Annotated in this window: 24 protein-coding genes; 9 read left to right on the forward strand and 15 right to left on the reverse strand. The window is 41.2% G+C overall.

Annotation, left to right across the window (positions count from 1 at the left end):
- Window positions 1-23: 23 nt before the first annotated feature.
- Both ABOA58_RS23635 and fabL read right to left on the reverse strand, forming a co-directional pair.
- Complete coding sequence (locus ABOA58_RS23635) at window positions 24-299, reverse strand: gamma-type small acid-soluble spore protein (RefSeq protein WP_350300263.1); 276 nt, start codon at window positions 297-299, stop codon at window positions 24-26.
- Window positions 300-381: 82 nt separating this feature from the next.
- Window positions 382-1,131 (reverse strand): enoyl-[acyl-carrier-protein] reductase FabL, encoded by a 750-nt coding sequence (gene fabL / locus ABOA58_RS23640; RefSeq protein WP_230178804.1) that lies wholly within the window; start codon window positions 1,129-1,131, stop codon window positions 382-384.
- Window positions 1,132-1,199: 68 nt separating this feature from the next.
- Here fabL and ABOA58_RS23645 point away from each other — a divergent pair, with 68 nt between their 5' ends.
- On the forward strand, window positions 1,200-1,424 hold the full coding sequence (locus ABOA58_RS23645) for a hypothetical protein (RefSeq protein ID WP_061461732.1): 225 nt from the start codon (window positions 1,200-1,202) through the stop codon (window positions 1,422-1,424).
- 155 nt (window positions 1,425-1,579) lie between these two features.
- Here ABOA58_RS23645 and mutY read toward each other — a convergent pair whose 3' ends face one another.
- Window positions 1,580-2,698, reverse strand: coding sequence for an A/G-specific adenine glycosylase (mutY, locus tag ABOA58_RS23650; RefSeq protein ID WP_350300264.1), 1,119 nt, complete (start codon window positions 2,696-2,698; stop codon window positions 1,580-1,582).
- Between the two features lie 206 nt (window positions 2,699-2,904).
- On the opposite strand from mutY, the gene ABOA58_RS23655 reads away from it, so the two are divergent.
- Window positions 2,905-3,882, forward strand: coding sequence for a metal-dependent hydrolase (locus ABOA58_RS23655; protein ID WP_350300265.1), 978 nt, complete (start codon window positions 2,905-2,907; stop codon window positions 3,880-3,882).
- 55 nt (window positions 3,883-3,937) lie between these two features.
- Here ABOA58_RS23655 and ABOA58_RS23660 read toward each other — a convergent pair whose 3' ends face one another.
- A complete protein-coding gene (locus tag ABOA58_RS23660) occupies window positions 3,938-4,204 on the reverse strand; it encodes a YfhJ family protein (RefSeq protein ID WP_034305384.1) in 267 nt (88 codons plus the stop codon).
- A 113-nt stretch (window positions 4,205-4,317) separates the two neighbouring features.
- On the opposite strand from ABOA58_RS23660, the gene ABOA58_RS23665 reads away from it, so the two are divergent.
- Window positions 4,318-4,473, forward strand: a complete 156-nt coding sequence (locus ABOA58_RS23665) for a small, acid-soluble spore protein K (protein WP_034305387.1) — start codon at window positions 4,318-4,320, stop codon at window positions 4,471-4,473.
- A gap of 41 nt (window positions 4,474-4,514) precedes the next feature.
- On the opposite strand, the gene ABOA58_RS23670 is transcribed toward ABOA58_RS23665, so the two are convergent.
- Both ABOA58_RS23670 and recX read right to left on the reverse strand, forming a co-directional pair.
- The gene (locus tag ABOA58_RS23670; RefSeq protein WP_063234815.1) at window positions 4,515-4,826 is read right to left on the reverse strand and encodes a YfhH family protein; all 312 of its coding nucleotides are present in this window, start codon (window positions 4,824-4,826) and stop codon (window positions 4,515-4,517) included.
- A gap of 75 nt (window positions 4,827-4,901) precedes the next feature.
- Window positions 4,902-5,699 (reverse strand): recombination regulator RecX, encoded by a 798-nt coding sequence (gene recX, locus ABOA58_RS23675; protein ID WP_350300266.1) that lies wholly within the window; start codon window positions 5,697-5,699, stop codon window positions 4,902-4,904.
- Between the two features lie 125 nt (window positions 5,700-5,824).
- On the opposite strand from recX, the gene ABOA58_RS23680 reads away from it, so the two are divergent.
- The 3 genes from ABOA58_RS23680 (at window position 5,825) to ABOA58_RS23690 (ending at window position 7,214) form a co-directional block, all read left to right on the forward strand.
- Window positions 5,825-6,745 (forward strand): TIGR01777 family oxidoreductase, encoded by a 921-nt coding sequence (locus ABOA58_RS23680; protein WP_350302959.1) that lies wholly within the window; start codon window positions 5,825-5,827, stop codon window positions 6,743-6,745.
- 53 nt (window positions 6,746-6,798) lie between these two features.
- Window positions 6,799-6,921: a YfhE family protein gene (locus ABOA58_RS23685; RefSeq protein ID WP_081088510.1), complete on the forward strand. Its 123-nt coding sequence runs from the start codon at window positions 6,799-6,801 to the stop codon at window positions 6,919-6,921.
- A 107-nt stretch (window positions 6,922-7,028) separates the two neighbouring features.
- The gene (locus ABOA58_RS23690) at window positions 7,029-7,214 is read left to right on the forward strand and encodes a YfhD family protein (RefSeq protein WP_350300267.1); all 186 of its coding nucleotides are present in this window, start codon (window positions 7,029-7,031) and stop codon (window positions 7,212-7,214) included.
- 388 nt (window positions 7,215-7,602) lie between these two features.
- Here the strand turns inward: ABOA58_RS23690 and ABOA58_RS23695 are convergent, their stop codons facing one another.
- From ABOA58_RS23695 to ABOA58_RS23715, 5 genes are all read right to left on the reverse strand, one after another.
- Complete coding sequence (locus ABOA58_RS23695; RefSeq protein ID WP_350300268.1) at window positions 7,603-9,183, reverse strand: fatty acid--CoA ligase; 1,581 nt, start codon at window positions 9,181-9,183, stop codon at window positions 7,603-7,605.
- 132 nt (window positions 9,184-9,315) lie between these two features.
- Window positions 9,316-10,467 carry a thiolase family protein gene (locus tag ABOA58_RS23700; RefSeq protein WP_350300269.1) on the reverse strand — a complete coding sequence of 384 codons (1,152 nt, stop codon included), beginning with the start codon at window positions 10,465-10,467 and terminating at the stop codon, window positions 9,316-9,318.
- A 33-nt stretch (window positions 10,468-10,500) separates the two neighbouring features.
- Complete coding sequence (locus tag ABOA58_RS23705; RefSeq protein ID WP_350300270.1) at window positions 10,501-11,646, reverse strand: acyl-CoA dehydrogenase family protein; 1,146 nt, start codon at window positions 11,644-11,646, stop codon at window positions 10,501-10,503.
- A gap of 80 nt (window positions 11,647-11,726) precedes the next feature.
- Window positions 11,727-12,494: a 3-hydroxyacyl-CoA dehydrogenase gene (locus ABOA58_RS23710; RefSeq protein ID WP_350300271.1), complete on the reverse strand. Its 768-nt coding sequence runs from the start codon at window positions 12,492-12,494 to the stop codon at window positions 11,727-11,729.
- Window positions 12,495-12,567: 73 nt separating this feature from the next.
- Window positions 12,568-12,963 (reverse strand): MerR family transcriptional regulator, encoded by a 396-nt coding sequence (locus ABOA58_RS23715; RefSeq protein ID WP_350300272.1) that lies wholly within the window; start codon window positions 12,961-12,963, stop codon window positions 12,568-12,570.
- A 163-nt stretch (window positions 12,964-13,126) separates the two neighbouring features.
- Between ABOA58_RS23715 and ABOA58_RS23720 the strand changes: the two genes are divergently transcribed.
- From ABOA58_RS23720 to ABOA58_RS23730, 3 genes are all read left to right on the forward strand, one after another.
- Window positions 13,127-13,552, forward strand: coding sequence for a universal stress protein (locus ABOA58_RS23720; RefSeq protein ID WP_350300273.1), 426 nt, complete (start codon window positions 13,127-13,129; stop codon window positions 13,550-13,552).
- A gap of 153 nt (window positions 13,553-13,705) precedes the next feature.
- The gene (cidR, locus tag ABOA58_RS23725; protein ID WP_350300274.1) at window positions 13,706-14,590 is read left to right on the forward strand and encodes a cidABC operon transcriptional activator CidR; all 885 of its coding nucleotides are present in this window, start codon (window positions 13,706-13,708) and stop codon (window positions 14,588-14,590) included.
- Between the two features lie 158 nt (window positions 14,591-14,748).
- On the forward strand, window positions 14,749-15,120 hold the full coding sequence (locus ABOA58_RS23730; RefSeq protein WP_350300275.1) for a hypothetical protein: 372 nt from the start codon (window positions 14,749-14,751) through the stop codon (window positions 15,118-15,120).
- A 62-nt stretch (window positions 15,121-15,182) separates the two neighbouring features.
- Here the strand turns inward: ABOA58_RS23730 and ABOA58_RS23735 are convergent, their stop codons facing one another.
- The 4 genes from ABOA58_RS23735 to ABOA58_RS23750 all read right to left on the reverse strand — a co-directional run bounded on the left by ABOA58_RS23735 (window position 15,183) and on the right by ABOA58_RS23750 (window position 18,817).
- Complete coding sequence (locus ABOA58_RS23735; RefSeq protein ID WP_076371113.1) at window positions 15,183-15,905, reverse strand: amino acid ABC transporter ATP-binding protein; 723 nt, start codon at window positions 15,903-15,905, stop codon at window positions 15,183-15,185.
- Complete coding sequence (locus ABOA58_RS23740; protein WP_137020309.1) at window positions 15,902-16,558, reverse strand: amino acid ABC transporter permease; 657 nt, start codon at window positions 16,556-16,558, stop codon at window positions 15,902-15,904. The genes ABOA58_RS23735 and ABOA58_RS23740 overlap by 4 nt, the downstream gene beginning before the upstream one ends.
- Window positions 16,559-16,636: 78 nt before the next feature.
- Window positions 16,637-17,458 carry a basic amino acid ABC transporter substrate-binding protein gene (locus ABOA58_RS23745; RefSeq protein WP_350300276.1) on the reverse strand — a complete coding sequence of 274 codons (822 nt, stop codon included), beginning with the start codon at window positions 17,456-17,458 and terminating at the stop codon, window positions 16,637-16,639.
- A gap of 339 nt (window positions 17,459-17,797) precedes the next feature.
- Window positions 17,798-18,817 (reverse strand): AI-2E family transporter, encoded by a 1,020-nt coding sequence (locus ABOA58_RS23750; RefSeq protein WP_230178816.1) that lies wholly within the window; start codon window positions 18,815-18,817, stop codon window positions 17,798-17,800.
- Window positions 18,818-19,141: the final 324 nt, after the last annotated feature.

Raw genomic sequence — 19,141 nt, forward strand, 5'->3', positions numbered from 1 at the left:
AGAAGGATGCTTTTCATCGGCGATTAGCCTTGGCTTTTATTGCTTTGAGATTTTTGGTTTTGTTGTTTCACTTCTTGAACGTTAGTTTCAGAAGCAAACTCTGTACCGAATTGGCCTTGTGCTTGACCTTGACCTTTTTTTTGCTGAGATTGCGCGTTTTGTTGTCTCACTTCTTGAACGTTAGTTTCAGAAGCAAACTCTGTACCGAATTGGCCTTGACCTTGTTGAGATTGCGCGTTTTGTTGTCTCACTTGTTGAACATTAGTACCTGCTTGTGATTTATTTTTGTTATTAGCCATTGATATCACCTCCACAGATAATAAGATATCCATTATCCAAGAGTGTTATCCAACTAAAAACATTTAAATTTTTCCAGTTATATTAAACAAGCAATGAAATGCCTCCATCAACTATTACGGTTTGTCCACGAATCATACTGGCTCCATCGGAAATTAAAAACAGGATGGTATTCACCATATCTTCCACCTCGACCATCCGTCCAGCCGGAGTCTGATCTGCCGCCTCAGCAAGCATTTCATCCCGATTCGGGAAAGACTTAAGGGCATCCGTATCGATCACACCGCCTGAAACGGCATTGACACAAATATTTTTAGCAGCAAGTTCGACCGCTAAATATCTTGTCAGGGCTTCAAGCGCAGCTTTGGAAACTCCAACAGCTGTATAATTTTTTAAATAGCGAATGGATCCCAGTGAACTGATGCTGACAATTTTCCCTCCGCCGTTCCTCTCCATTAATTTCGCCGCTTCCTGTGCGCAGAAAAGGAGGGCTTTTGTATTGATGTCCATGGTCCAGTTCCAATGGGATTCCTCCAGCTCCATCAATGGGCGCTGCACTCCAGAGGCAGCATTATTAATGAAAATATCCAAACGTCCATAATAAGCATCGATTTCCTCGAACATGCTTTTCACTTTCGCAACGTCACCGACATTTGCCTTAACTACAAGGGCTTTGCGCCCCAACGCTTCAATTTCGGCTGCCACTTCTAATGCTTTCGACTTGCTCCGGGCATAATTAATAACGAGGTCGTAACCTTCCTCTGCAAGCCTTATTGCCGTGCTTCTTCCTAAACCTTTACTGCTACCTGTAACGAGTGCCACTTTTTGTTCCATTCGTTTATTCATCCTTTCTGAGTAAACACCGAGTAATAAAAATCATTTTTTTAAGGAGTGTTACTGTTATGTATGTTGGACGTGATATGACAGAGTTGTCGATGATGAAAAAATCGGATTGGGAAAATAGTGAACTTGCCTATTTTCATCACTCCCTTCAACAAATGGTACCTTATTTAAACCAAGAAGGACAGAGTATCCATAGCGAAATCGTCAAAGAAATTGAAAATAGAGGCGGACTTAATAGACAAGAAGCAGATTATACCCATGGAACGAAAACCATTTACGATTGATTTTATACGGATTTCGCTTTAATAATCAACAAAAGGAAGAGGATATCTTAGCGGATATCCTCTTTTAGCATAATATCCCTGTTCCCACTGATTTTCAAATCGCACCCAAAGAATGTAATATGATTGAACCCACGAATGCTTGTGACTATAATCTTTTATTCAATACACTCTTTTTCTTTATACGCTCTCATCATTTTTTGGTGGGAAACCGGAAATGCTAACTCACCCATCTCTGCTTCACTTACCCACTTAAGTTGCTGTTCTTTTAATGTCTCTTCACTGATGGCTTCTTTGACCATTCCGATATACGTGTCCACTTTCCAAACGAGGTGTGAGAAAACATGTTCAATTCTCACAAGTGATTCAGTGATTTCTGGTTTGACGCCATACATTTCCTGAAACCGACTCTCGAAGAATTCCCTCTTATGCAAAAGGGATGAATGGTTTTCGAAATTCGGATATTCCCAAAGATTTGCAAGCAATCCTTCTGATGCTCGCTTGTGAATTAAAAATTCGCCTTTTTCATTCGTTAAAACGGCAGCTACAATTGGTACATCCCGCGTTTTTTTCTTTTGGATTTTTACCGGCAATTCCGACTGAACCCCAGCTTCAAATGCTAGACAATGACTTTGAACTGGACATAATAGGCAGGCAGGCTTACCTGGTGTACAAATCAATGCTCCAAGTTCCATCAACGCTTGATTGAAGGCAGAGGTATGCTCATGATCGATCAGCTTTCTGACGGCTGCTTCGAAAGTCTTTCTTGTCTTTGGCTTTGCTATGTCTTCATATATCATCAATATCCTTGATAAAACACGCATGACGTTTCCATCAACGGCTGGCTCCGGCTTACCGTACGCGATACTAAGAATCGCACCAGCTGTATAAGGGCCGACACCTTTCAATTTGGCTATTTCCTCGGGATCATCCGGTACAATCCCATTATAGGATGCTTTCACTTCCTGAACGGCACTATGCAGATTCCTTACACGTGAATAATATCCCAGCCCTTCCCATGCTTTTAGGATTTTCTCTTCATCGGCATTGGCAAAATCCTCGAGTGTAGGGAACCATTCCACAAACCGGTTGAAATAAGGAATCACCGTGTCCACTCTCGTTTGCTGCAGCATTATTTCAGAAACCCAAACACGGTACGGGTCCTTATTTTCCCTCCATGGCAATTCTCTTTGTTCTTCGAGAAACCATGAAACCAAATCTTTTTGAAATTCATCGATTTTTATTTTTTCTATTGTCGGGATCGTTATTTCTTTCACATCAGTTCCTCCAAAGATGTTACACTCTTATCAAAATTGGGAATACCTATAGTAGGCCATTCTTTTTTAATATCATGTTCATATTCATTTATTTGTAAAGGTTCACGGAAATAAATCTAAATTATATTCATTTGATGGTTAATATATAAATACGGTATGATGAAAGAAGACCATTTTTTTCAAATTGTGGCAGGGAGGTTAGATTTTTGGATACAGGTACTCACTTTGTCATGGGAATTGCTCTTGGAGGTCTTGCCACATTAGATCCTGTCATTGCGCAGAGCCCAGTCACTGCAAGTGCAGTCATAGCAGGTACGATATTGGGATCACAAGCTCCGGACATTGACACTGTTTTAAAATTAAGGAATAACGCTGTATATATACGAAACCACCGTGGAATCACGCATTCCATTCCCGCTGTTTTACTTTGGCCCTTGATTATCAGCGGAGCACTTTTCGCCATCATACCTGAAGCAAATTACCTACATCTTTGGCTTTGGACCTTTTTAGCCGTTTTCCTTCACGTATTCGTGGATATATTCAATGCTTATGGGACCCAGGCTCTTAGGCCGATTTCGTCAAAATGGGTAGCTTTAGGGGTCATCAATACATTTGACCCGTTCATTTTTGGAATACATGTTGCCGGCCTGATATTATGGGGCTATGGATTTCCTCCAGGCTATTTATTTCTTTCCATTTACGGAATACTTGTCATTTATTATATTACCAGGTTCAGGGAACAAGCTTTTATAAAAAAAGTGGTCAAAAAGCAAATTCCTGGAGCAAGGAAAATTCTATTATCACCGACGATGCGTTTTCATCGCTGGAAAATTGCGGTGATTACCGAAAAGAATTATTATGTGGCACGGGCTGATAATGGATATGTGACGATTCTAGATACGTTCGATCGAGTGCCATTGCCTGAAAGTGAAATTCTTGAAGCCGCCAAAAAGGATATCAACTTGGCAGCCTTTCTGTCCTTTTCGCCTGTATACCGCTTTGAAATCGAACAGATAAAAGAATATTATGAAGTCCGTTTTATCGATTTAAGATACCGCAGCAATGGATATTACCCGTTTGTGGCAGTGGTCCATTTAGACAGCGAATTGAATATCTTGAATTCTTATACTGGCTGGATCTTTAGCGAAGCGAAACTGCAGAAGAAATTGAATATTATTTTGTAGTCACTGCGTATTGAAAAAGAGCTGATTCCAGGGAACCCCTCTGGAATCAGCTTTTTTAATGCAGTCGATTCTGCTGATTTAATAACTGTTGATATTTAGGGTTTTTTGCAATGAATTCGTGGAATTGCTCACCGTAGTTATCAATCCAGGTCCTTACAACGCGCGATGTCATTTCTTCTCCGGCATATTCATGCCCGGCCTTTGCATAGGTCGCCTCGAAATCTTCCCATAATAATTCCACCCAAGTCAAAGCTTGCTCATACGTGATGTGTTCATTTTTCTCAAGCAGTATCTTGGTTAATCTTTCATGGTAATCATTCATTAGAACCACCTCATTGCCAATATTTTTACAGAATGAACTATACTGTTCCATACCCATACTAGTAGTAAGCGGAAACGCTTCTGTCTTTAATCTGATGCTTGGAGGAGAAAAATTTGCGAAATAAACAAAAAGGATTCCCCAACCAAAACAATAATAAATTCCAAGGCGAGCCTCGTGCCAAAGCAAGATATGCTTCAAAGCGTGCAGATGGCAGTATAAATACACACCCTCAAGAAAGAATGAAAGCATCAAACGAGCGATCGAATTAAAAGATGCACCAGAAGGAATCGGGTACTTCCCCGGTTCCTTTTTATTTTAACATTGAAATCGGCAGTGCTTCTTCCTTACCGCTTCCACCTAAGCGGTATCCCCAGGCGAATACACCATTCATATAATCAATTTTGAAATAGACACCGGGATCTCCGTCAATTTGATATATTTCACCTTTTTTGAAATCATCCGGATTTAACAAATAGGCCTTGGCCATCGTCACTTTTCGTTCCAATACTGAAAATTCATTAACCATTCCCAATTGCTCTGCTTTTCTTGCTTTTTCAGTCAACGCTGCAATTTCCTGCTGTAGTTCATAGGCGGACAACTTGCTGTATCTTACGTCGCTCATATATATGACTCCTTAAATGAAATATTAATTTACCTCTATATTAAACAAAATTTTGAGATTTGGCTATCAATGCACTTAATCCCCATCTGCATTGGAAAGATAACGCTCAATCAATTCTATTGGAAAACCTTTTCGGTATAATGCCTGCTTCATTTTTTGTTCATATTCGAAGCCTTCATGGTTTTTATATCGACGTTGCATTTTTTCGGCATGGTGGCAAAGAGAATCCCATTGTTCATCTTCATCCTTTTCAACCGTCACATCTTCAAGTGCTTCATGGATGACATCTCTAGGGAAGCCTTTCCGTAACAAGGTTTGTTCAACCTTCAGCCTTAAAGCTCGTTCGGAAATGTTTTTTTCCTTTTTGACCGCTTTTCCAGCAAGTTTGCTTGCATGTTCAATCTGAATATCATAGGGGTATTCCTTCAATGCCTCGACAACCAACTTTTCTTGCACCCCTTTTTCCTTAAGCTCGAGCTTAAGGGTAGTGGGCCCTTTATTGCCTCCATTCACATGGGTCCGTACGTAAGCCTTGGCAAATTCAAGGTCGTCTAAATAGTTAAAGCTGTAAAGTTTATGTATCGCTTCCTTAATGATCGGCTCTTCCGTTTCCTTCTTTTTTAAATAAAGGCGAATTTCCGATTCCGAGCGCATCCGGTATGATAAATAATTAAGTGCATCGGTAAATGCTTTTTGGATTTCATCATGGAATTGTATTTCAGCCAAAAGCAGGTCATCAAGTTCCATACCCTTTTTCAAATGAAATTTCAATAGCACTTCTTCATCTACACTGAAGGCATATTTTTCGTCAACGAAAATGTTAAAACGATCTTTACGTTTCTTTTGGGTTGTTATTTTTGTTATGTTTGGCATAATTCCACCCCCACCCCTACTTTACCCCTTTACGTTTACCATTTCTATATATAGCATGTCTAAAAATGAAAAAAGAACATGGGCATGTTAAAGTGAAGGAAAGAAAGGGAAAGGAAGTGGTTTTCATGAAAATAGCCATTGCTGGTGGAAGCGGTTTTGTCGGCACAGCCCTTATTGATAAATTATCAAAAGAAAATCATGATATATATATTTTGACCCGTCATCCCGAAAAATTTAATAAACAGACTAATTTGACATATATCGGTTGGTTGACCAAGGACGCAAAGCCGGAAAAGCACTTGGCGGGGCTCGATGTTTTCATTAACCTTGCAGGTGAATCTCTGAACAGCGGGCGTTGGACACCTGAACGAAAACGCCGGATTGTCGAAAGCAGGGTCGAAGCTTCCAAAGAGATGAAACGAATCCTTTCCATACTGCCCGATAAAGTGCCCGTCATCATTAATGCAAGTGCAATCGGATATTATGGTATTTCAGATGATGAAACCTTTAACGAAACCTCTGAATCCATTGGTGATGATTTCTTGGCCCGTACTGTTCAACTATGGGAAAATGAAGCGGCTAAATCACGATCTTATAGTAACAGGTTGATCCTGACAAGATTCGGGGTGATTCTTGGAGAAAAAGACGGTGCACTGCCAATGATGGTCCTACCATATAAACTATTCGGCGGAGGAAAGATGGGCAAAGGGAATCAGTGGCTTTCCTGGATTCATATCCATGACGTGGTCCGTGCAATCATCTTTTGCATGAACGATGCTCGGATAGAAGGTCCAGTCAATTTTACGGCACCGAATCCCGTTCAGATGGATACATTCGGAAAAACCATAGGAGCTGTCCTGCACCGGCCCCATTGGTTGCCCGTACCACCCTTCTTCCTCAAGAAACTGCTTGGGGAAATGAGCATACTTGTACTTGAAGGGCAAAATGTCCTTCCCACTAAACTTAAAGAGGAAGGATTCACCTTCTCCTTTCCAACCCTTAAAGAAGCTTTACAAAATATCTTAAAGGAAGATTCTCACGTATGAAAGGGGCATTTTAGGAAAAAATAGGGATATTAAGTGGAATGGAGATGATTTAATTGCTCAAAAAACACGATAAAGAGAAAAGTAACTTGACTAGTACACAAGCGATTCTTTATGCTCGCGAATTTAAAAAAGCAGATCGAGCTGGTGGATATACCGAAAAGAAATCCCGTCGTTAAGTTTGGTGTTTTTTCCCGTACATTTTGAATAGCCACTCAACACAAAATAAGCTGGAGATGATTAATGAATTCATCTCCAGCTTATTTTTATTCTAGGGGGCGCTAACATGGGACGCAACAATATACACCATAATCGAGATAAGAACAAACAGAAACTTCCTCAGGTTCCTAAAAACCTGAAAAGTGACGGACTTGACGTTGAATATTCTTCCGAACTGGCTGACCAGGAAGACATCGAGGCACAAGCCCGGGCAAATGCTGCTGACCGCCGTGCTCATAGTCGCCGCTTATAAGCAGGAGAAACCAACCAAGGGGCTGTAAATCAGCCCCTTTTGTTTTCTTTATTTACATAGCTTATCCACAGCCCTGTGTATATTGTGGATATATTCTGAAAATACTGATAAAAAACAAGTACAATAAATCACCTTATCAACATGAAAATAATGTTATTTCTGGATAACCCTGTGGATTATGTGGATAAAGGCCATTTTAAGCTAACCACTCTGCATTATTGTTGTGGATAACTATTCTCTCTCCTTGAATTGTTCCACAGGATTATTATTTATATAATAACTATCTGCTACGATCTTTATTAAATGTCTTCCCTCCAAGTATCATCGCATGCCAAATGACTTTTCCAACCCTAACTTGTCAGTAGTTTTATCGCTATTGACCCCGGCATTAAAGAAGGTTCCCCAAACTTTTTCCATCAGCATTTTCTTCCAACTGTTTACGAAGCAAGAATTTTTGTATCTTCCCACTTGCGTTTCGAGGCAGCTCATTACTGAAGATATATCTTCTTGGACGTTTATAGTTCGCCAGTGTTTCACTGTTCTTACACCAAGTTTCTAAGTCGGATTCCGCCAGCGTTGGGTCTTTGGCTACGATGAAGGCCGTTACCATTTCCCCCCAATGACCATCTGGCTGACCAAGGACTGCACAGTCGAGAACTCCTGGATGCTCATATAATGTATCTTCCACTTCACGCGGATAAATATTTTCCCCTCCAGAAATGATCATGTCGTCCACCCGGTCCTTGACCCACAGATATCCATCCTCATCCAGGAAACCGATATCACCGGAATGATACCAGCCTTTGTAAAGCGCCGTTTCGGTCTCTTTATCTTTTTGAAAGTAACCCTGCATGATACATGGACCTTTCACAAGGATCTCCCCTGTTTCCCCAGGCTCCAGCATATCCTCGGGATCCGATGGCCCTTCGTCATTCGGACGGGCAATGATGATTTCATGACCGGAACATGCCTTGCCGGCAGAACCCGCTTTCCTAATTTGATCTTCCTCCAATAGGAGAGTGATGGCGGGACCCATTTCAGTCATTCCATAAGCTTGGATGAACTGGATGCCGAGTTTCTCCTGACAGGCCCTTACAAGTGAGGGAGCCATCGGGGCTGCTCCATAAAGCCCAAGCTTCAAACTCTGGAATTTATAATCATCCAAGTTTTCATGAATGAGCATGTTCCACATCGTAGGAGCAGCAAAAAACTTGGTGATCCCCTCGGATTCAATCAGTTCCATGGCTTTTTTGGGATTAAACTGATGTAATATGACATTTGCGGCACCGACCTGTACGCGAGGTAAAAAGGAACAGTGCAATTCGGCACAATGGAACATCGGTGCAGTAATCAAACCGATATCAGAGCGTTCGTACTTCATTGCCTCTATTAAAATCTCTGCTTGTTTGACCATATCTTTATGAAGGTGAATGACCCCTTTGGGCCGTCCGGTTGTCCCGCTCGTATACATGATGGCATAGATATCATCCTCGTGAACATCCACTTCTTCTGGCTTTGATGAGATACTGGCCATTTTCTGGCGGTAACCTTTGGCATATCCAGGCACATCATCATCAATATACCAGAAGGCCGTTTCCGGAAATCGCTTTTCAACCGCGGCAACGTTCGCTTCCAATTCGTGTTCGAATAAAACAACCTTTGGAGCAGCGTCGTTCAAGATGAAGGCCAGCTCTTCCGGCATTAAACGGAAGTTGATTGGATTAAAGATTGCACCGATTTTTGCACAGGCAAAGAATGCTGTTGCAAGCTCTTCATTGTTGTAAAGGTACGTAGAGACCCTGTCCCCTTTTCGCACCCCTTCCGCTTGAAGGGCCGCCGCCAACCTATTCACCTGCTCATTCCATTGAATGTACGTATAGCGGATATTTCTTCTCACGTCGTAGATAGCTTCTTTAATGGGGAATTCCTGAACCGTCTGATCAAAGATATTTTTAATCGTTACTGACATATCATTTTCCTCCTCAAGTAGGCCCACCATCAACAGGAAGAGTTCAGGCAAAGCCTGCGATGGTCGGCTTCATCCCTTTTCAGCTTTTACTTTCGTGCGAATTACGAATATTCACAAATGGAATGTCCAGATTCAGTCCAATCTTTCAATGATGGTCGCATTCGCCATCCCATGGCCTTCACACATTGTTTGCAGCCCATAACGGCCGCCCGTCCTTTCTAACTCATGGATCATTGACACCATCAATCTGGCCCCGCTGCCGCCAAGAGGATGACCCAAGGCAATCGCCCCACCATTTGGATTCAGTTTCTTCGGGTCTGCCCCCGTTTCTTTTAGCCAGGCAATCGGTACAGGCGCGAAAGCCTCATTCACTTCAAAGATGTCGATATCATCAATTGTAAGACCTGCTTTTTCCAAAGCTTTTTGGGTAGCCGGAATCGGCCCCGTAAGCATCAGGGTGGGATCTGACCCGACAACAACCCGTGTAAGCACTTTAAAGCGCGGTTTCAATCCAAGCTCTTCGGCTTTACTGCGTTCCATCAATAATAAAGCGGCAGCACCGTCACTTATTTGACTTGAATTCCCCGCATGGATTAAACCGTCTTCTTGGAAAACCGGTTTCAATCCAGCAAGTACTTCAAGAGTAGTTCCATCCCTTGGGCCTTGATCTTCCGTAACTTCGATATGATTTCCTTCTTTATCAGTACCCGATACTGATATCATTTCACGGTTAAAATGTCCTTCTTTTTGAGCACGTATTGCCTTGGCATGACTCTCCACGGAAAACTGATCACAATCTTCACGTGTTATTCCCCACTTATCGGCAATTCTCTCAGCTGATAATCCTTGGTTGATCACCTCATAATGGTCCATATACTTTTGGCTTGTTACAGCACCTTGATAATTAGATCCCATGGGAACTCGTGACATGTTTTCCACTCCACCTGCCACTACCACATCCATATCACCCGACAAGATGGCCTGGGAAGCGAAGTGGACTGCCTGCTGACTTGATCCGCATTGACGGTCAATCGTCGTTCCAGGCACTTCAATCGGAAATCCGGCAATCAGTGCAGCAACCCTTGCTATATCACCGGCCTGTTCGCCCGACTGTGAAACACAGCCTAAAATGACATCATCGACAATAGCCGGATCGATGCCCGCCTTTTCAATCAGCTTCTTCAATACTTCCCCTGCCAGATCATCAGGGCGGACGTCTTTCAAGACACCGTTCCTTCTGCCTACTGGCGTGCGAATCCCTTCAACGATAACCACTTCCCGCATATACTCTCTTCCCTTCTCAACCTTTTTATTGAATTAAAGACCCATATTCTTAGCGATGATCTTCTTCATGATTTCATTTGTCCCGGCATAGATGCTCGCTACCGGAACATCCCGATACCTTCTGGCAATCTTGTATTCCTCCATATATCCATAGCCGCCATGGAGCTGCATGCATTCAATGGATATTTTTCTGGCAGTCTCCGTCAAACGCCATTTTGCCATCGAAACTTCCGTTACAACCTGTTCACCAGCCACATGTTTGGCAATCAATTGATCTAGGAAGGCACGCCCCATTTTGATTTCCGTTGCCATTTCCGCGATTTTGAATTGAGTATTTTGAAACTGACTTACGGATTTTCCGAACGCTTCCCTGCCCTTCACATACTCAATCGTATCGGCCAACATATCCTCAGATGCGGTTTGAGCACAAATCGCCACCACAAGTCGTTCCTGCTGCAGTTTATCCATTAGGTAATTAAACCCTTTGCCTTCTTCACCAAGCAGGTTTTCCTTTGGAACACGGCAATCCTCGAAGATGAGCTCCGCTGTATCCTGACTGTGCAAACCAAGCTTCTTCAGTTTTCGCCCCCTAGAAAACCCGGGTGTATCCCTTTCGACCACGACTAAGCTAACGCCTTTATGTTTCGGAACGGCATTTGGATCCGTTTTACAGGCAACGATGACCAAATCGGAATGTATGCCATTCGTGATGAATGTCTTTTGGCCATTTACTATGTAATGATCTCCATCCAAAATGGCAGTCGTTTTAATATTGGCCAAATCCGAACCTGTACCAGGCTCTGTCATGGCAATGGCTGTAATGATTTCCCCCGTCGTGCATCTGGGAAGCCAGCGCTGTTTCTGCGACTCATTTCCGTATGCGGAAATATACGGGACGGTGATGTCACTGTGAAGTCCGAAACCAATGAAACCAGAACCGACTCTTTCCAATTCCTCATTAATTATGACGGCAAAGCCCCAATCTACCCCTGAACCCCCATAATCTTCTCCTAGGTCCGGACATAAAAAACCCTGTTCCCCCATTTTCACCCAAAATGACCGGGGAATGATCCTCTCTTCTTCCCATTGTTCATAGTGGGGAACTGCTTCTTTCTCTAAAAACTTTCGGAATGACTTACGGAAAATCTCATGATCTTCACTTAGGTATGGATGTTTCATCTGTTTTATCTCCTCTCTAATTCTTTGTCGGAGGCTCTTTTCCTGGATTTAGAATGGATTGCCCTGAAAGAATTAATAACTTACCTGGGTGACATTCTAATCGCCCCATCCAGTCTGATGGTTTCCCCATTCAGCATTGGATTCGTTATGATGCTTTCCGTTAGTTTAGCGTACTCTTCTGGATACCCGAGCCTTGATGGGAATGGTACGGTTTTCCCTAATGAAGACCTAGCTTCATCAGGTAACGAATCAAACATCGGAGTATGGAATAGACCCGGTGCAATTGATACGACACGTATCCCTTTGTTGGCTAACTCCCTTGCAATCGGCAAAGTCATACCAACAATCCCTCCCTTGGAGGCACTATATGCGGCTTGTCCGATTTGCCCTTCAAAGGCAGCGACCGAAGCTGTATTGATAATGACCCCACGCTCCCCCTCTTGGTTCGGTTCATTTTCGACCATCTTTTCCGCAGCAAGCCGGATTACGTTAAACGTACCGACCAAATTGATTTGAACGACTTTTGAGAACGCTTTCAATTCATGTGTACCTTTTCTGCCTATGACCTTCTCTGCAATTGCAATGCCTGCACAGTTGATGACCGTATTGATGCTCCCGAATTTTTTCATCCCTTCATCCAACGCCACCGATACGCTTTCTTCACTTGTTACATCCGTTTTAATAAATAGGACTGAATCTCCCAATTCCTGAGCCATTTTAGCGCCTTTTTCCTCAGAGAGGTCAAATATGACCGCTTTTCCGCCTTTTTTAATGATGTTTCTTACTGTCGCGGCTCCAAGACCTGAAGCTCCTCCTGTCACAACTGCAATCGTTTCTTGAATTTCCAAATCCTCACCCCATTTGTTTCTATTATATATATTCATCTTTCACTATCATCAAAACCTATTTTCAAGATTAATTTCACCGCTTGCATGTTTTATCGTTCACTTTCAAGTCATGAAGGGTTTCGGTAAAGCCTTTGATTACCTGTTCAAAATCCTGCTTCAACCCATCCAGCTCTTTAATGCGTTCATTTATTTCGTTTAGCTTCTGTCCTGCAGTTTCAATCGTTTTTTCCAATTGCTTTATGCCTGTCCTATCCTTATCGAATAAAAGGACGATATCCTTTATTTCCACTAACGAAAAACCATACTTCTTACCGCGCATTATGATTTTGAGCTGTGCATATTCCTTCTTTCCATAAACCCTTTTTCCCGTTTCGGTACGCTTTGGTCTAAGCATACCAAGTTCCTCATAATATCGGAGGGTCCTTGTCGTCAATCCGAATTCTTTTGCTAAATCAGAAATGGTGTACATGTTAAAACCACACTTTGCAAAGGGATTATTTACCTTCATTTTAACATTGACGTTAACGTAAACTTCAATAATTATTCACAAAATTTATAATATATGAAACTGTATGAAAGATTTAAATTGATATACTAAGGGTATATTCTTTAAAGAAGGGAATGATCGCTCCATGCTATGTTCAAAAATATTAGTTGCTTATGATGAATCCGAATTGGCACTTAAATCTTTAGAAAAAGCGATTGAATTAGGGAAGCTGGATCCCGCTATCGAAATCCAGGTGCTTCACGCTGTTACGCTGCCAATCAAGCCAAATATATATGGCAATGCCTTTCAGGAAATTGAAGAATCCATGCTCAAGTATGGCAAGGAAGTGATTAAAAAAGCGGAAGCGCTTTTATCCGAAATACCGAATGCATCCCAAACATTTGTCGTAGAGGGTTCAGCCATCACGACTTTATTGGAACATGCAAAATCCCAGAATTGTGACCTTATCATCATGGGCAGCCGCGGATTGAGTGGCTTCAAGGAATTCCTAGGCAGTGTGAGCCACTATATCGTTCAACATTCCCCAGTTCCTGTCTTACTGGTCAAATAAAATACTCTTTATAGCCAGCCCTTTCCTAGGCTGGGTTCCCCTTGGAATCCAGCTTATTTATGCGTGCATGAACTCCAAACTTATCATGTTTTACAAACACTTCCGTTTGCAGGTAAAATGAAACTAATTTAAACGAGGATAACAGGTGACGCAATGGATATTAAACATTTGCAATACTTTATAGAGGTAACCAATTTCAATAGCTTCACTCGGGCTGCCGACCATTTATTCATTACCCAGCCGACCATCAGCAAGATGATTAAAAACCTGGAAACCGAGCTAGGCGTTGAGCTTTTTGATCGTTCACGCAAGCAACTGATCTTGACCGATGCAGGCAGGGTCGTCTTAGAGCAGGCAAAATTGATTGATAAGGCCTTTCACAATTTAGAAACGGAAATGGACAATTTATTAGGTTTGAAAAAGGGACATATCCGTATCGGCCTTCCGCCGATAATAGACGCTTCTTTCTTCCCCCGGATACTTAGCCGTTTTCACGAGGATTATCCTAATATTACCTTTCAATTAGTAGAGGATGGTTCAAAGAAAATAGAAGAATCCGTTCAAAATGACTTAATTGATATAGGCGTAATAGTCCTGCCAACCAACACCGCACTTTTTCATCATTTTGCTTTTTTGGAAGAAGACATCAACTTGATTGTTCATCCCTCCCATCCGCATGCTTGTGTGGAAGAAATTGATTTGGCTGACCTGGAAAACGAATCTTTCATCTTATTCAATAAAGATTACGCCCTTCGAGATCTCATCATTTCATCCTGTAATGAAGCTGGTTTTTCTCCACATATCGTCACGGAAAGCTCACGCTGGGATTTTATTGAGGAAATGGTTTACTGTAAACTTGGCGTTGCTCTATTACCTGAAAGTTTATGCCGTCATGATGAGCGAGTAAAGACAATCAAGGTTAAAAATCCATCCATTAGTTGGAATTTGGGATTGATATGGAGTAAGGACCATTACCTTTCATTCGCTGCAAAAGAATGGCTGAAATATACGAGGGAAGCATTGTCCCATAAGCAGTGAATTATCTAGCATGATTATGTAAGCAGTATCATAGATTTAGGTTATGCACATGATAACATCTAACCATTTTACAATGCGTTACGGCGGGGTTAGACTAGTATAAGTAAAAAGCACGGTAAATGCTGGTGGATTCCATATATTCTTAAAAGGAGATATTCATGATCACTTTATCTAGTGTCGATGAGTTACAGGCAACAGAAGCAACTCTGGAGAAAATTAAATATTCATACCCCGAACTATTTGATAAACTGCACCATGTCGTTGCTTTAACACGGGCTCTTCAATTTAAATATCAATTTATGGGCACATTAATCATGGATGAAAACCATAACGAATACACCCCTGAATTCGTTATGCCCTCCGTTATCGGATTATATATAGAGGAAGTTCAAAAGTTAAAGGATGATCCAAATATCCAGGTATTACTACAGACCTTCTCCCAAAATAAAAATATTGGATATGCCAAAATCAGCATGCTTGTGCTCGGTAAAAGCCCTGAATCGCTTTTAGGCGCATCATGCATCAAATGAAGCCCCTGATATACTCCGAAAAAAACCTCCCATAATGGAAGGTTTCTTTTCTTTACATGTAATTAAAGTACTTTACTCAAAAAGGCTTTAGTTCTTTCCTGCTGGGGATTATTAAAAATCTCACTAGGAATATTTTCTTCAATAATATAACCTTCGTCCATGAAAATCACGCGATCTCCAACTTCTTTTGCAAACCCCATCTCATGGGTCACAACTACCATGGTCATGCCTTCCTTAGCCAGCTGCTTCATGACCTCAAGGACTTCGCCGACCATTTCCGGATCTAGAGCGGAAGTAGGCTCGTCGAATAGCATGATTTTCGGTTCCATCGCCAACGCCCTGGCAATGGCGACGCGCTGCTTTTGTCCCCCCGATAATGAATCCGGATATGCGTTCGCTTTCTCGGCAAGTCCGACTTTCTTAAGCAATTCCATCCCTCTTTGGGAAGCCTGTTCTTTGGATATCTTGCGGACCTTTATAGGCGCAAGCATTATATTCTCAAGAACAGTCTTATGTGGAAATAAGTTAAAATGCTGAAATACCATGCCAACTTCCGTCCGGACTTTATTGATATTGACCTTCTTGTCTGTCGTATCAAGCCCTTCAATGAAAATATGGCCTCCCGTTATCGTTTCAAGTTGATTGATACACCTCAGGAAAGTGGATTTTCCCGACCCAGAAGGACCAATTACCACGACTACTTCCCGAGGGGAAACGATTGCATTGATATTTTTCAATACATCATTATCGCCAAATGACTTCTTAAGATTCTCCACCTTTATCATTCTGTTTTCAACCTTCTTTCGAGTCTATTTAATACGAAACTTAAAATGAGGGTAAGGAATAGATAGATGAAGGCACACGCCAAGTATGGCTCCCACACTTTAAAGTACTGACTCCCCATCGCTTTCCCCCAATACATCAATTCCGGGGCAGCAATGACACAAAGCAGGGATGAATCCTTCAATAATACGATGAACTCATTTCCTAACGGAGGAATCATCCGTTTGAAAGCTTGAGGCAATACAATATGTATCATTGTTTGGACATGGGTCATTCCCAATGAACGGGCACCTTCCATTTGCCCTTTATCGATGGATTGAATGCCCGCCCGGAAAATTTCGGCAATATATGCGGCTGCATTTAACGATAAAGCAATGACACCGGCTGTTACTGCATTCGTTTCCCCGGTAAAAAAGGGCACAATTCCAAAATGGATTAAAAAGATTTGAACTAAAAGCGGTGTTCCGCGAAAAACCGTGACATAACAGTAAAATGGAAAGGCAAGCACCTTGTTTCTCATGATTTTCCCTAAACCGATAAATAACCCCAAAAAGGTTCCTATGAGGATGGAGGAAACTGACAGCCCTATTGTAAGCAATGTTCCTTTTAATAAGAAAGGAGCATATTCAAAAATAATATCCCAGCGAAAACTCATTTTGTTTCCCTCCTAAGGCCAAAAAAACTGCGTAACTTCACACGTAAAGTTACGCAATCTTTTACTATCCATTTGTTTTTATTGTTGTGCTTTTAATGTTTCTATATCTGGATCAGTACCAAACCACTCTTTATAAATTTCTGCATATTTCCCATTTTCATAAATGGCATTCACGGCTTTATCGAATTCCGATTTCAATTCACTGCCTTTTGGGAACATAAGACCATAAAACTCCTCATTGAAACTTTTGCTGTCTTCAACAACTTTAAGTTTTTGATCGGGGTTATTTTTCACATATTCTTCAACAACCGTATTATCAGCCACGACTGCCGCAGCTCCGCCTTTTAGTAATTCCTGAATGGCCAGGTTATTATTTTCGAACTTTTTGATATCCTTGTGATTCTTTCCAAGGAGTTTCTCTACCGCTTCCTGTCCGGTAGTACCAGTCTGAACGGCAATGACGTTTCCTTTCAATTCATCTCCTGATTTTATATCACTATCCTCAGGAACGAGAATCTTGTTTGTGGATAAGAAATACGGAACCGAGAAGTCATAAGATTGTTTTCTTTCGTCATTCACTGTAATCGCAGATATGGCGACATCCGCTCTCTTACCTTCGATTTCAACAAAAATCGGATCCCAGCCAACACTTTCCAATTTAATTTTATAACCCGCTTCTTTTGCAACGGCATTGATGAAATCAACATCGAAACCTACAATCTTATCTCCTTCAAGATATTCAAATGGAGCATAGTTGGCGTCCGTCACGATCCTGAGTGTTTTCCCATTGGATTCTTCTTCTTTTCCAGTTGTCGAGACTTCCTTACCCTTCCCGCATCCTGTCATGACTAGTAACAAAGAAGCAACCATGGCAAACACTAAAAAAGAAACCTTTTTCAAAATAATCCCCTCTTCTCTCTCGTAAACTCTCTTTTTTAAAAAAACAGATAAATCTAACTTTAGAGAACATTCAGTATATTCTTTTAAGAATATTATACGTTTATTTGTTTTTTTATGCAATAAAAAGTCGATAAATAACTTTAGTAAAATAAAATTTTAATCAATTAACTTGGTAAATCAAAAACGCAACTAAGCTCCAATCGGTAAAGATGCACCCTTTTACCCTTTACTCGAATTAATTGATATTATATTGAAAACAGATAGCGCCACCTTTCAAAAGGTTTAATAGAACAAAAATAAGCAGCGGCCATATTAGCGTGGCCGCTGCTCGAATGATTATTATGGGACTTCCTTATTCCCCTCTTCAATATCCAACATATCCAACAGGAAGATAAAGATCGGTATTCCGATGATCAATCCCCATATCCCAAGGAAATGCTCGGAAAACAATAGGATGATGAAGGTGAAAAATGTTGGAAGATTTGTTTTTGCCGACATGAATTTCGGATTTAAAATATAGCTTTCAATTGCATGGATCACAACAATCATGATCAATACAGCAATCACTTTGGGCATGCCGCCGATACTATAGGCAATCATGCTAAGTGGAATGAGGGAGATGATGACCCCTGCAACCGGTATCAAACCCAGGAAGAAAATCATGATCCCTAGACCGAGCAACTGCGGGAAGCCAAGAATCCATAAGAAAGTTACAGATAGGACAGCATTCGTAATGGCTATCAAGAACTGGACCTCGATCACCTTTCCGAATGAATTGATGAATTTGACGCCAAAGTGACTTAAGTTTATGAAGAAAGACTTAAATTTGGCCCGCTTGAATTTTGAAGTGAAACGAATGATTTTATCTTTTTCCAATAAGAAAAATAGACTAAGCAACATGGAAATGAAAATTTGAAATGCCAGTTTACCGAAATCGGATATATAAAGATAGAGTGTATTCATCTGTGTTTGAAGATCCAGCGGCGATCGCAGCTCGTTCATTATATTAATGGCATATTGAATGACCCTACTATCTGGTGGATGTTGAAAGAAGAAAACGATCTGTGTCACTAATTCCGTGAATTGCAGCGTAATGACCGGTAGATATTTATAAAGAACGATGGCTAAACAAGAAATGACGACTGCATATAAAAAGCTTATAACAACCTTAGAGTTGATATGCATCACTTTATTCAGCCGAATCATGATGAATTGCTCCAGCCTTCCCATCAGGAAAGTGAAAACAAATGTGAATAACACGATATTAACCATACTACCGATGCTTATTAAAAAGAGAACTAACACAATTAATGTAATTAACCTTGAAAAACCTTCGCTTTGCAAATACTCTTTTACCACTTACCTATCTCCTAACTACCGTTCTGCCGTTATAAATCCTTTACCCTTCATTTTACACGGAATTGAGGAATTCTACTACAATTACCTTCCATTGACAATAAAATTATTTGAATGATCAGTAAAACCCATGCTGAAGAAGCCGTTAAGATGTTTTCGAAAAATTCAATCTTTTATCCCAAGCCATTTCTGCATGAAAAAACATCTGCCAAATCGGCAGATGCCAGACCGTAGACAAACTCAATGAAAATCGAGTATGTCTACGGTTTTTTATTGGTTTTTAGATTTTGGACGTTGATTTCCACTCCAGGCACTCGCTTTCCGCGG

It is taken from the genome of Peribacillus frigoritolerans (assembly GCF_040250305.1).
Classification (GTDB): domain Bacteria; phylum Bacillota; class Bacilli; order Bacillales; family DSM-1321; genus Peribacillus.

Excerpts from the sequence above, each read along its gene's own strand:
- ABOA58_RS23680 (WP_350302959.1), top strand. The coding sequence starts at position 5,825 with ATGAAAATAGCCATTGCTGGTGGAAGCGGTTTTGTCGGCACAGCCCTT.
- ABOA58_RS23670 (WP_063234815.1), bottom strand. The coding sequence starts at position 4,826 with ATGAGCGACGTAAGATACAGCAAGTTGTCCGCCTATGAACTACAGCAG.
- cidR (WP_350300274.1), top strand. The coding sequence starts at position 13,706 with ATGGATATTAAACATTTGCAATACTTTATAGAGGTAACCAATTTCAAT.
- ABOA58_RS23735 (WP_076371113.1), bottom strand. The coding sequence starts at position 15,905 with ATGATAAAGGTGGAGAATCTTAAGAAGTCATTTGGCGATAATGATGTA.
- ABOA58_RS23730 (WP_350300275.1), top strand. The coding sequence starts at position 14,749 with ATGATCACTTTATCTAGTGTCGATGAGTTACAGGCAACAGAAGCAACT.
- ABOA58_RS23715 (WP_350300272.1), bottom strand. The coding sequence starts at position 12,963 with ATGTACACCATTTCTGATTTAGCAAAAGAATTCGGATTGACGACAAGG.
- ABOA58_RS23700 (WP_350300269.1), bottom strand. The coding sequence starts at position 10,467 with ATGCGGGAAGTGGTTATCGTTGAAGGGATTCGCACGCCAGTAGGCAGA.
- fabL (WP_230178804.1), bottom strand. The coding sequence starts at position 1,131 with ATGGAACAAAAAGTGGCACTCGTTACAGGTAGCAGTAAAGGTTTAGGA.
- ABOA58_RS23695 (WP_350300268.1), bottom strand. The coding sequence starts at position 9,183 with ATGTCAGTAACGATTAAAAATATCTTTGATCAGACGGTTCAGGAATTC.
- ABOA58_RS23635 (WP_350300263.1), bottom strand. The coding sequence starts at position 299 with ATGGCTAATAACAAAAATAAATCACAAGCAGGTACTAATGTTCAACAA.
- ABOA58_RS23690 (WP_350300267.1), top strand. The coding sequence starts at position 7,029 with ATGGGACGCAACAATATACACCATAATCGAGATAAGAACAAACAGAAA.
- ABOA58_RS23705 (WP_350300270.1), bottom strand. The coding sequence starts at position 11,646 with ATGAAACATCCATACCTAAGTGAAGATCATGAGATTTTCCGTAAGTCA.
- recX (WP_350300266.1), bottom strand. The coding sequence starts at position 5,699 with ATGCCAAACATAACAAAAATAACAACCCAAAAGAAACGTAAAGATCGT.
- ABOA58_RS23740 (WP_137020309.1), bottom strand. The coding sequence starts at position 16,558 with ATGAGTTTTCGCTGGGATATTATTTTTGAATATGCTCCTTTCTTATTA.
- ABOA58_RS23645 (WP_061461732.1), top strand. The coding sequence starts at position 1,200 with ATGTATGTTGGACGTGATATGACAGAGTTGTCGATGATGAAAAAATCG.
- ABOA58_RS23720 (WP_350300273.1), top strand. The coding sequence starts at position 13,127 with ATGCTATGTTCAAAAATATTAGTTGCTTATGATGAATCCGAATTGGCA.
- ABOA58_RS23660 (WP_034305384.1), bottom strand. The coding sequence starts at position 4,204 with ATGAATGATTACCATGAAAGATTAACCAAGATACTGCTTGAGAAAAAT.